At 68.6% G+C, this 11674-nt stretch carries 8 protein-coding genes; all 8 read left to right on the top strand.

Annotated elements, in window-relative coordinates; translation table 11 throughout:
- The first annotated feature begins 171 nt into the window (after positions 1-171).
- The 8 genes from AC07Y4_RS31740 to AC07Y4_RS31705 all read left to right on the top strand — a co-directional run bounded on the left by AC07Y4_RS31740 (position 172) and on the right by AC07Y4_RS31705 (position 11507).
- Positions 172-951, top strand: coding sequence for a TSUP family transporter (locus tag AC07Y4_RS31740; protein ID WP_390345766.1), 780 nt, complete (start codon positions 172-174; stop codon positions 949-951).
- Positions 952-1137: 186 nt separating this feature from the next.
- Complete coding sequence (gene xdhA, locus AC07Y4_RS31735) at positions 1138-2748, top strand: xanthine dehydrogenase small subunit (RefSeq protein ID WP_487850080.1); 1611 nt, start codon at positions 1138-1140, stop codon at positions 2746-2748.
- Between the two features lie 2 nt (positions 2749-2750).
- Positions 2751-5210: a xanthine dehydrogenase molybdopterin binding subunit gene (gene xdhB / locus AC07Y4_RS31730; RefSeq protein WP_487850081.1), complete on the top strand. Its 2460-nt coding sequence runs from the start codon at positions 2751-2753 to the stop codon at positions 5208-5210.
- Positions 5211-5304: 94 nt separating this feature from the next.
- Positions 5305-6300, top strand: coding sequence for a LysR family transcriptional regulator (locus AC07Y4_RS31725; RefSeq protein WP_447742049.1), 996 nt, complete (start codon positions 5305-5307; stop codon positions 6298-6300).
- A gap of 76 nt (positions 6301-6376) precedes the next feature.
- A complete protein-coding gene (locus tag AC07Y4_RS31720) occupies positions 6377-7774 on the top strand; it encodes an NCS2 family permease (protein ID WP_062477503.1) in 1398 nt (465 codons plus the stop codon).
- Between the two features lie 99 nt (positions 7775-7873).
- On the top strand, positions 7874-9421 hold the full coding sequence (locus tag AC07Y4_RS31715; RefSeq protein ID WP_095744201.1) for an ABC transporter ATP-binding protein: 1548 nt from the start codon (positions 7874-7876) through the stop codon (positions 9419-9421).
- A complete protein-coding gene (locus AC07Y4_RS31710) occupies positions 9408-10583 on the top strand; it encodes an ABC transporter permease (protein WP_487850082.1) in 1176 nt (391 codons plus the stop codon). Before AC07Y4_RS31715 ends, AC07Y4_RS31710 begins: the two co-directional genes overlap by 14 nt.
- Positions 10584-10586: 3 nt before the next feature.
- Entirely contained in the window at positions 10587-11507 is a 921-nt protein-coding gene (locus AC07Y4_RS31705) for an ABC transporter permease (RefSeq protein ID WP_070061710.1), read from the top strand.
- Positions 11508-11674 lie beyond the last annotated feature (167 nt).

The raw sequence follows: 11674 nt of genomic DNA, 5'->3' as shown, positions 1-11674 counted from the left end.
GGGAAGTACCCGGTGGCCTGGGCACGCCCCCCGGACACACGCGTTATTCTCAAGCGTTCCCGCCTCGCGCCCCCGTCCCCCGATCCCCGTCCGAATGTCCGTCCCGCATCCCCTTTCCCCCGTCTCCTTCTTCCGTCCCGCAAGCCTCGGCGCGCGCTGACGACACCGCCGGTGCAAGCGATTCTTTCCGGGGCCGTCCCGGTCCTGATCTTCATGGCCTGCGTGGGCCTGGCCACCTACGCGCAGAACCTCACGGGCTTTGCGTTCAGCCTCATCCTGCTAGGCCTCGTGTCGGTGTTCGACATCGCCAGCGTGAACGACGCGGCCAATGCCGCGACCGTGCTGAGCCTCATCAACGCCTGGACCTACTTCCGCGCGCGCCCCGGCCCCGTGCCCTGGCAGCTGATGAAGCCCGCGCTCAACGGCAGCACCGTGGGCGTCATCGTCGGGCTCATGCTGCTCGTGTGGCTCAGCGGCAGCGCCGTGTCGTGGCTGCGGGGCCTGCTGGGCGTGTCGATCCTGATCTGCGCGGTGCTGCTGCTGTTGCAGGGCAAGCCGCTGCCGGCCGTGTCGGGCCGCACCAGCTTCGCCCTCATCGGAGGGCTCTCGGGCGTGCTGGGCGGACTGTTCTCGGCCTCGGGCCCGCCCATCGTCTTCCACATGTACCGCCAGCCGCTGGACCGCGAACTCGTGCGCCGCGCGTTGCTGCTGATGTTCGCCTTCAACTCGCTCGTGCGACTGGTCATCGTGGTGCCCACCGGCCACTTCTCGTGGCACTCGGCGCTGCTGGCCGGTTGCGCCATGCCCGTGGTCTACGCCGCGACGCGGCTGCACCATCGCCTGCCGAACAAGCTGCAGCCGCGCACCTTGCAATGGCTGGTCGCCGGGCTGCTTTTCGTGGCCGGCGTGACGCTGCTCGCCACCGCCTGGACCGCGATCGCACACGCCTAAAAAAAGGCTGAAAACCCTAGGTTTCCGGCGTGGCCCGGGAATTGCAGCGTCAATCCAAGGGTTTCCCCGGACGTGGCATACCGACCCTCACATACGCGTTATGGGCGTGCCCGTATGCAAGACCCCACGCAAGCCGCTAACGTCCATGACTGGCCCATGACGGGCCGCCCACGAGCCAGAAAAAGCATGAGCACCGAGAGCAGTAACCCGATTCAACCGATCCGCTTCTTCCATCGCGGAAAGATCGTCGACGTCAGCGGGGTCCATCCGACCCGCTCGGTGCTCGACTGGCTGCGCGAGGACGCGCGCTGCACCGGCACCAAGGAAGGTTGCAACGAAGGCGACTGCGGCGCCTGCACCGTCGTCATCGGCGAGCTGGCCACCGACGCCCACGCGCCCGGCGCGGTCGACGGCCTGCAGCTGCAGACCGTCAACGCCTGCATCCAGTTCCTGCCCACGCTGCACGGCAAGGCGCTGTTCACGGTCGAAGACCTCAAGGGACAGTGCGCGTCGCAGTGCAAGCCCAAGGCCGAAGCCCCCGCCAAGCACGCCGTTCACCCGCTGCACCCCGTGCAGCAGGCCATGGTCGACTGCCACGGCTCGCAGTGCGGTTTCTGCACGCCGGGCTTCGTGATGTCGCTGTGGGCCACCTACGAACACCACCAGGCCGAGGGCACGCAGCCCACGCGCCAGCAGCTGGCCGACGACCTGTCGGGCAACCTCTGCCGCTGCACCGGCTACCGCCCCATCCTCGACGCCGGCCAGCGCATGTTCGACCTGCCGGCCGTGCGCCTGGACACCGCCCCCGTGGTGGCCGCGCTCACCGCGCTGAAGAACGACGGCCTGGACTACGCCGCCCCGCTGGGCGCCCGCATCGACCACTTCCACGCCCCCAAGACCCTGGCCCAGCTCGCCGCACTGCGCGTGCAGAAGCCGCGCGCCCAGCTGCTGGCCGGCTCGACCGACGTCGGCCTGTGGGTCAACAAGCAGTTTCGCGACCTCGGCGACATCATCTATGTCGGCGACGTGGCCGAGATGAAGACCGTGGAAGAGCGCGCCGACGAGCTCTACATCGGCGCCGGCGCTTCGCTCGAAGCCGCCTTCGGCGCGCTGGTCGAGCGCGTGCCCAGCCTGGCCGACGTGTGGCTGCGCTTTGCCTCGCCGCCGATCCGCCACGCCGGCACCATGGGCGGCAATGTCGCCAACGGCTCGCCCATCGGCGATTCGCCGCCGGTGCTGATGTCGCTCGACACCGAGATCGAGTTACGCCGCGGCGACGTCGTGCGCCGCATGCCGCTGCCCGACTTCTACCTCGACTACATGAAGAACGAGCTGCAGCCCGGCGAGTTCGTGCAGGGCCTGGCCGTGCCGCTGGCCGCCATGCGCCGCCAGGTGCGCGCCTACAAGATCAGCAAGCGCTTCGACTGCGACATCTCGGCGCTGTGCGCGGGCTTCGCCATCGAACTGGAAGCCGGCAGCGACACGGTGAAAGCCGTGCGCCTGGCCTTCGGCGGCATGGCTGCCACCGTCAAGCGCGCCGCCAACGCCGAAGCCGCGCTCGTGGGCAAGCCCTGGACGCAGGCCAGCGTGGCGACCGCCAAGCTGGCGCTGGCGCAAGACTTCAAGCCGCTCTCCGACATGCGGGCCTCGGCCGACTACCGCCTGCAGGTGGCGCAGAACCTGATCCAGCGCCTGTGGCTCGAAACCCGCACGCAGGACGCGCTGTCCATCGAAGAAACCAGCGTCTGGAGCGTGATGCCCCATGTCGTTGCCAAGGTTGCGGCGGAAGGACTCTGACCATGAACAAACCCATCGACGCCCGCCTGCTGCAGCCCGCCGAGGCCTTTGCCGACTACCTGAAGAACACCGCCGCCCGCATCGACGTGGGCGCCGAAGCGCTGGCCCACGGCCGCGGCATGCGCGTGGGCATCAGCCGCCCGCACGAGTCGGCGCACCTGCACGTGGCCGGCGAAGCCACCTACATCGACGACATTCCCGAGCTCGCCGGCACGCTGCACTGCGCGCTGGGCCTGTCGCCGGTGGCCAACGGCCGCGTGACGGCGCTGTCGCTCGACGCCATCCGCGCCATGCCCGGCGTGGTCACGGTGCTCACCGCCGACGACATTCCCGGCACCAACGACTGCGGCTCGATCATTCACGACGACCCGATCCTGCTGCCCGTGAACGACGGCGGCGAGATCCGCTACCTCGGCCAGCCCGTGTTCGCCGTGATCGCCGAAACGCGCGATGCCGCGCGCCGCGCCGCCGCGAAGGCCAAGGACGCGATCACCCTCGAGGCGCAGCCGCCCGTCATCACGCCGCAGGACGCGCATGCGCGCGGCCAGTACGTGGTGCCGCCGATGCACATCGTGCGCAGCGGCGGGGCCGCCAACGAAGGCGACGAGGCCGCCGTGCGCGCCGCCATCGCGAAGGCGCCGCACCGCCACAGCGCCACGCTCGACGTGGGCGGGCAGGAGCAGTTCTACCTCGAAGGCCAGATCAGCTACGCGATCCCGAAGGAGGGCGGCACGCTGCACATCCACTGCTCGACGCAGCACCCGAGCGAGATGCAGCACCTGGTGGCACACGCGCTGCACCTGTCCTCGAATGAAGTGCACGTCGAATGCCGACGCATGGGCGGCGGCTTCGGCGGCAAGGAGTCACAGTCGGCGATCTTTGCCTGCGTGGCGGCCATTGCGGCGCGCCAGCTGCAGCGCCCCGTGAAGCTGCGCCTGGACCGCGACGACGACTTCATGATCACCGGCCGTCGCCACTGCTTCTGGTACGAGTACGAGGTGGGCTACGACGACGAGGGCCGGATCCTCGGCGCCGAGATCACCATGGTGTCGCGCGCCGGCCATTCGGCCGACCTGTCGGGCCCGGTGATGACGCGCGCGCTGTGCCACTTCGACAACGCCTACTGGCTGCCCAACGTGAGCATGCACGGCTTCTCGGGCAAGACCAACACGCAGAGCAACACCGCGTTCCGCGGCTTCGGCGGCCCGCAGGGTGCCATTGCCATCGAGAACATCATGGACTCGGTGGCGCGCGAACTGAAGCGCGACCCGCTCGACGTGCGGCGCGTCAACTTCTACGGCAAGGGCGAGAACAACGTCACACCCTACCGCCAGACCGTGACCGACAACATCGTCCACGAACTCGTGGCCGAGCTGGAGGAAACCAGCGACTACCGCCTGCGCCGCGAAGAGATCGCCGCCTTCAACGCGAAGAGCCCGGTGCTAAAGCGCGGCCTGGCGCTGGCGCCGCTGAAGTTCGGCATCTCGTTCAACGTGAAGCACTTCAACCAGGCCGGCGCGCTCGTGCATGTGTACACCGACGGCTCGATCCTCGTGAACCACGGCGGCACCGAGATGGGCCAGGGCCTGAACACCAAGGTGGCGCAGGTGGTGGCGCACGAGCTGGGCGTGAGCTTCGAGCGCGTGCGCGTCACCGCGACCGACACGACCAAGGTGGCCAACACCTCGGCCACGGCCGCCTCGACCGGCGCCGACCTGAACGGCAAGGCCGCGCAGGATGCCGCGCGCCAGATCCGCGAACGCCTGGCCGCCTGCGCCGCCGAGCGCCATGGCGGCAACGCCGCCGACGTGCGCTTTGCCAACGACCAGGTCGAGGTGAACGGCCGCACGCTGGCCTTCAGCACCGTGGTGGGCGAGGCGTATCTCGACCGCAAGCAGCTGTGGTCCGACGGCTTCTACGCCACGCCCGGCCTGAGCTGGGACAAGGACAAGATGCAGGGCCGCCCGTTCTACTACTACGCCTACGGCGCGGCGGTGAGCGAGGTGGTGGTCGACACCCTTACCGGCGAATGGAAGCTGCTGCGCGCCGACATCCTGCACGACGCGGGCAAGTCGCTGAACCCGGCCGTGGACATCGGCCAGGTCGAGGGCGCCTTCATCCAGGGCATGGGCTGGCTCACGACCGAAGAACTGGTGTGGCACCCGGCGAGCGGCAAGCTCACCACGCACGCGCCGAGTACCTACAAGATCCCGACGGCCAACGACTGCCCGCCGGTGTTCAACGTGCGCCTGTTCGAGGGCCAGAACTTCGAAGACTCCATTCACCGCAGCAAGGCCGTGGGCGAACCGCCGCTGTTGCTGCCGTTCTCGGTGTTCTTCGCCATCCGCGATGCCGTGTCGGCCGCGGGCGGGCACCGGGTCGATCCGCCGCTGAAGGCGCCGGCCACGAGCGAATCCATCCTCCGCGCCCTGACCGCGGTGCAGGCAGCCTCTGGCGAATGAGCACCGGCCGTGCTCGCACGGTCCGAGCGTCCTTCCGTTCTCCAAATGCTGCGCTGTATAACTGTTCGCACAGACAAGAAAGGTGTGAACAGCCATGAGAGACCAGGCGCTTTTCGACAAGATCGACCTTCATCTGATTCGGGTGCTTCATACCGTGCTGACCGACCGCAGCGTCTCGCGCGCCGCCATCCGCCTGGGCATGTACCAGCCGGCCGTCTCGGCCGCGCTGAAGCGCCTGCGCGAGCTGTCGGGCGACCCGCTGCTGGTGCGCTCGGGCTCGGGCATGGTGCCCACCGACGCGGGGCTGCGCATGATCGAGCCCGCGGCCAGCATCCTGCGGGCGGCCGAGATGCTGTTCTCGGATGCGCGGGGTTTCGAGCCGCAGTCGGCGGCCACGACCTTCCGCATCGCGGCCAGCGACTACATGGACCCGCTGTTCCTGCCGATGCTGGTGGCGCAGGTCAAGCGCGAGGCGCCGCTGTGCCAGATCGAGATCCATGCGCTCTCGCCCGACTCGGACTACCACGGGCACCTCGCGCTCGGGCAGGTCGACCTGGTGATCGGCAACTGGCTCAAGCCGCCGGAAGACCTGCACATGGCGCGCCTCTTCGGCGACGAGGTGGTGTCGCTGGTCAACCAGGACCATCCGGCCGTGCGGCGCGGGTGGGACCTGGAGACCTGGCTGGCGGCCGAGCACATCGCGCCCACGCCCATGCACCCGGGCGGGCGCGGCATCATCGACCAGATGCTCGACGAGCTGGGGCGGCAGCGCAACATCACGGCGCGCTGCGCGCACTTCAGCCTCATCCCGGACATGGTGGCCTCGAGCCTGCTGGTGCTCACCACCGGGCGCCAGTACTGCGAGCGCTTTGCCGCACGGCTGCCCGTGAAGATCCTCGAGTGCCCGGCTGCCTTGCCGCGCCTCATGTACTACCAGCTCTGGCACGAACGTACCCATTCGTCGAGTTCCGCGCGCTGGCTGCGCGAATGCATCAAGGGCGTGGCGGCGTCGCTGCGCCCCGGCTTCGATGCCGCGCCGGCTGCCCCCGCCCGAGCCCTGCCGGCTGAGCCGCTTTCCGATCCTCCCTGAGCCCTCCGTCGCGCCGGCGTCGCGACCGAGGAAACGATGAACGAACCGCCACATACAACAGCTGGAGACAAGCGAAATGAACAGGTATGAAGAGGTGCCCAAGGCCACCACTCCCCGGGCCGCCGGGGCCACCGAGGCGGCGCCGTTGCGTGCGGCCACCGCACCGGCCAACGCCGGTCTGCTGGAACGCTTTTTCAAGCTGACCGAGCACAACACCACCGTGCGCACCGAAGTCATCGCAGGGCTGACCACCTTCCTGACGATGGCCTACATCATCTTCGTGAACCCCTCGATCCTCGGGGACGCGGGCATGCCCAAGGGCGCGGTCTTCGTCGCCACCTGCCTGATCGCGGCCATCGGCACGCTGATCATGGGCCTGTACGCCAACTACCCGATCGCCATGGCGCCGGGCATGGGCCTGAACGCCTACTTCGCCTACGTGGTCGTGCTCGGCATGGGCTACACGTGGCAGACCGCGCTGGGCGCGGTGTTCATCTCGGGTTGCCTGTTCCTGATCGTGACGGTCACCGGGTTGCGGGAGCTGTTCATCGCGGGCATACCGCAGTCCTTGCGAACGGCGATCACCGTGGGCATCGGCATGTTCCTGGCGCTCATCGCGCTCAAGAGCGCGGGCGTGGTCGCGGCTTCGCCGGCCACCTTCGTCACGCTGGGCGACCTGCACTCGGCTCCCGTGATCCTGGCGACCATCGGCTTCCTTATGATCGTGGCGCTCGACCGGCTCAAGGTGCGCGGCGCCATCCTGATCGGCATCCTCACGGTGACGGTGCTGTCGTTCTTCTTCGGCGGCAACAAGTTCCACGGCGTGTTCGACGCACCGCCGTCCATCGCGCCCACCTTCATGCAGCTGGACATCCTGAGCGCGCTCAAGGGCGGCATCCTGAACGTGGTGCTGGTGTTCTTCCTGGTCGAGATGTTCGACGCCACCGGCACGCTGATGGGCGTGGCCAAGCGCGCCGGCCTTCTGGTGCCCGGCAAGATGGAGCGCATGAACAAGGCGCTGCTGGCCGACAGCGGCGCGATCTTCGCGGGCTCGCTGCTGGGCACCTCGAGCACCACGGCCTACGTGGAAAGCGCGGCCGGCGTGCAAGCCGGTGGCCGCACCGGTCTCACGGCCGTGGTGGTGGCGGTGCTGTTCCTGGCCTGCCTGATGATCTCGCCGCTGGCGGGCTCGGTGCCGGCCTACGCCACCGCACCGGCGCTGCTGTTCGTGGGCTGCCTGATGCTGCGCGACCTGGTCGAACTCGACTGGGAAGACACCACCGAGGTGATCCCGGCGGCCGTCACGGCGCTGGCCATGCCTTTCACGTACTCGATCGCCAACGGCCTGGCCTTCGGCTTCATCACCTACGCCGTGCTCAAGCTGTGCACCGGTCGGGCACGGGAAGTGCATGCGATGGTGTGGGTGATCGCGGCGATCTTCCTGTTCAAGTTCGCCTACATCGGCGGACACTGAACCGAGCGCCGTCGGGCGCCGATGGTCGCGGGGACGCTATTAAACTTATAGCTGTCCCCGCTTGTTGATGTTGAACGAGACAAACCCACGAAACCCGGCATGACAACCCCCAGACTCCAGCTGGCGCACATCACCAAGCGGTACCCCGCGGTGGTGGCCAACAGCGACATCTCCCTGGCCGTGCAGCCCGGCGAAATCCATGCCGTGCTCGGAGAGAACGGCGCGGGCAAATCGACCCTGATGAAGATCATCTACGGCTCGGTCAAGCCCGACGAAGGCACCGTCACCTTCGACGGCCAGGCGGTGAACCTGCGCAACCCGCAGCAGGCGCGCGCGCTGGGCATCAGCATGGTGTTCCAGCACTTCAGCCTGTTCGACACGCTCACCGTGGCCGAGAACGTCTGGCTGGGCCTGGACAAGTCGCTCGCGCTGGCCGAGGTGGCCCGTAGCATCACGGCCAAGGCGAGCGAGTACGGGCTGGACATCGACCCCTCGCGCCCCGTGCACACGCTGTCGGTGGGCGAGATGCAGCGGGTGGAGATCATCCGCGCGCTGCTCACCAACCCCAAGCTGCTGATCCTGGACGAGCCGACCTCGGTGCTCACGCCGCAGGCCGTGATCCGCCTGTTCGGCGTGCTGAACAAGCTGGCCTCGGAAGGCTGCAGCATCCTGTACATCAGCCACAAGCTGCACGAGATCCAGGAGCTGTGCACGGCCTGCACCGTGCTGCGCGGCGGCAAGGTCACAGGTGTGTGCAACCCGCGCAACGAGAGCACCGAATCGCTCTCGCGCCTGATGATCGGCAGCGAGCCGCCGCCGCTGCAGCACCGTCCGCTGCACGCCGGCGCGGTGGCGCTGCGCGTGCAGGGCCTGAAGTTGGCGCGCGAAGACCAGTTCGGCGTCGACCTGGACGGCATCTCCTTCGACGTGCGCGCAGGCGAGGTCGTCGGCATCGCCGGCGTCTCGGGCAACGGCCAGAAGGAACTGCTGTACACGCTCTCGGGCGAAGACGTGCGCGCCGAGCCCGCCATGGTGCGCGTGTTCGACCAGCCGGCCGGCCGGCTGCGCCCGCGCGCGCGGCGTGCGCTGGGCCTGCATTTCGTGCCCGAGGAGCGGCTGGGGCGCGGCGCCGTGCCCACGCTGGGCCTGGCGCACAACCTGCTGCTCACGCGCAGCAACGCGGTGGGCAAGGGCGGGTGGATTCGCACCGCCGAGCTCGACAAGCAGGCGCGTTCCATCATCGATCGCTTCAAGGTGAAGGCCGGCGGCCCGGGCGCGGCGGCGCGCTCGCTGTCGGGCGGCAACCTGCAGAAATTCATCGTCGGTCGCGAGATCGACGCCAACCCGAAGCTCTTCATCGTCTCGCAGCCGACCTGGGGCGTGGACGTGGGCGCGGCCGCGCTCATCCACGCCGAGATCCTGGCGCTGCGCGACGCCGGCTGCGCCGTGCTCGTGATCAGCGAGGAGCTGGACGAGCTGTTCAACATCTGCGACCGGCTGCACGTGATCGCCAAGGGGCGGCTGTCGCCCTCGATCGACCGCGCGGCGGCCACGCTGCCGCAGATCGGCGAGTGGATGAGCGGCCTGTGGCCGCAGGCACAGCCCCACCAGAACAACAAGAAGGAGGGCGCGCATGCTCAAGCTTGAACCCCGCCCGGAGCTGTCGCGCTTCTGGAGCTATGGCTCGCCGATCCTGGCGCTCTTGATCACCGTGCTCATCGGCGTGGCGCTGTTCGCCGCGCTCGGCAAGGACCCGGTCAAGGGCCTGCAGGTGTTCTTCTACGAGCCGATCAAGAGCGGCTACGCCATCGGCGAGCTGATGGTGAAGGCCACGCCGCTGCTCATCATTGCGCTCGGCCTGGCTGTGTGCTTTCGCTCCAACGTCTGGAACATCGGCGCCGAAGGGCAGTTCGTCTGCGGCGCCATCGCGGCGGGCGGCGTGGCGCTGCTGGCCGACAAGAGCACCGGCAGCTGGATCGTCGTGGCCATTTTGCTGGCGGGCATTCTGGGCGGCATGGTGTGGGCGGGCATCGTCGCGTTCCTGCGCGACAAGTTCAACGCCAACGAAATCCTGGTGAGCCTGATGCTGGTCTACGTGGCCACGCTGATGCTGAGCTACCTGGTCTTCGGGCCCTGGAAAGATCCGCAGGGCTACAACTTCCCGCAGACCAAGACCTTCGAGGCGGTGACGCAGATTCCGCGGCTCATGAAGGGCTCGCGCGTGTCGATCGGGCTGATCATCGCGCTCGTCGGCGCGGGCGCGCTGTGGGTGTTCCTGTTCCGCACGCGCGCGGGCTTCGCGCAGCAGGTCGGCGGGCTGGCGCCTGCGGCGGCGCGCTATGCGGGCTTTTCGGCACGCCGCGCGGTGTGGATCGCGCTGCTCACCTCGGGCGGTGCGGCCGGCCTGGCGGGCGCGCTCGAAGTGGCGGGCCCCATCGGCCAGCTCACGCCGTACGTGCCCGCAGGCTACGGCTTCGCGGCCATCATCGTGGCCTTCGTCGGGCGGCTGCATCCGGTGGGCATGATCTTCTCGGCGATCCTGATGAGCATGTTCTACATCGGCGGCGAACTCGCGCAGTCGCGCCTGGGCCTGCCCAAGTCGCTCACCGGCGTGTTCCAGGGCCTGCTGCTGTTCACGCTGCTGGCCTGCGACACGCTCATCGCCTACCGCATCCGCCGCAAGGCCGGCGCCAAGGCCGCGACACTGACCACGAGTTCGCTGCAGGTCAGCACGCCCCTCACCGCGCCGGCGGCCGCCCCCGTGGCGCCGATTGCGCCCACCCCGCGCGCCACCGAAGGAGGGCTCTGAACCATGGAAAGCTACGCACTCCTGCTGGGCTCGACCCTGAGCGCGGGCACCGTGCTCGCCATCGCGGCGCTGGGCCTCTTGATCAACGAGAAGGCCGGCGTCGTCAACCTCGGCGCCGAGGGCATGATGCTGTGCGCCGCCATCGCGGGCTTCGCGACGGTGGTCATCACGCACAACCCCTGGCTCGGCTTCCTGGCCGGCATGGCGGCCGGGGCCTTGCTCGCGGCCTTCTTCGGCGTGCTCGTGATCTGGCTCAACACCAACCAGTACGCCACGGGGCTCGCGCTGAGCCTGTTCGGCGTCGGCTTCTCGGCCTTCGCGGGCATCAGCTTCGTGCAAGCCAAGCTGCCCGAGAGCACGCCCTTCGCCATTCCCGTGCTGGCCGACATTCCGCTGGCCGGCCCGGCGCTGTTCCGGCACCACCCGATGGTGTACGTGGCCGTGCTGCTGACCATCGGGCTCATCTGGTTTTTGTACCGCACCCGCGCCGGCCTCGTGCTGCGCTCGGTGGGCGAGTCGCCCGAGTCGGCGCATGCGCTGGGCTACCCGGTGCGGCGCATCCGCTTCCTGGCGGTGATCGCGGGCGGCGCGCTGTGCGGCCTGGCGGGCGCGTACCTGTCGACCGTGTACACGCCGCTGTGGGTCGAGGGCATGGTCGCCGGCCGCGGCTGGATCGCGCTGGCGCTGACCACCTTCGCCACCTGGCGCCCGATCCGCGTGCTGCTCGGCGCCTACCTGTTCGGCGGCGTCTCGATGCTGGGTTTCCACCTGCAAAGCAGCGGCGTCGACGTGCCCTCGCAGTTCCTCAGCATGGCCCAGTACATCGCCCCGATCGTGGTGCTGGCGCTGATCTCGCGCAACCCCGCCTTCATCCGCATCAACATGCCGGCGTCGATGGGGAAACCGTTCTACCCCGGCTCATAATCGCGTTCTCGTTTTTTTGCCAACCCGTCCTTTTCTTCCGAGGATTTCGACAATGAATGATCTGAACAAGCGTTCCCTTCTCAAGCTCGCCGCCCTCACCGCGGTGGCTTCGGCGGCCCTCATCGGCTGCGGCAAGAAGGAAGAGGCGGCCGCCCCCGCAGCATCGC

It is taken from the genome of Variovorax sp. GW460-12-1-14-LB1 (assembly GCF_059423605.1).
The sequence above is the reverse complement of the archived record's forward strand: the minus strand, read 5'-3'. Positions and strand labels throughout refer to the sequence as shown.

Coding starts and splice junctions, on each gene's coding strand:
- xdhA (WP_487850080.1), top strand. CDS start 1,138: ATGAGCACCGAGAGCAGTAACCCGATTCAACCGATCCGCTTCTTCCAT.
- xdhB (WP_487850081.1), top strand. CDS start 2,751: ATGAACAAACCCATCGACGCCCGCCTGCTGCAGCCCGCCGAGGCCTTT.
- AC07Y4_RS31725 (WP_447742049.1), top strand. CDS start 5,305: ATGAGAGACCAGGCGCTTTTCGACAAGATCGACCTTCATCTGATTCGG.
- AC07Y4_RS31720 (WP_062477503.1), top strand. CDS start 6,377: ATGAACAGGTATGAAGAGGTGCCCAAGGCCACCACTCCCCGGGCCGCC.
- AC07Y4_RS31715 (WP_095744201.1), top strand. CDS start 7,874: ATGACAACCCCCAGACTCCAGCTGGCGCACATCACCAAGCGGTACCCC.
- AC07Y4_RS31710 (WP_487850082.1), top strand. CDS start 9,408: ATGCTCAAGCTTGAACCCCGCCCGGAGCTGTCGCGCTTCTGGAGCTAT.
- AC07Y4_RS31705 (WP_070061710.1), top strand. CDS start 10,587: ATGGAAAGCTACGCACTCCTGCTGGGCTCGACCCTGAGCGCGGGCACC.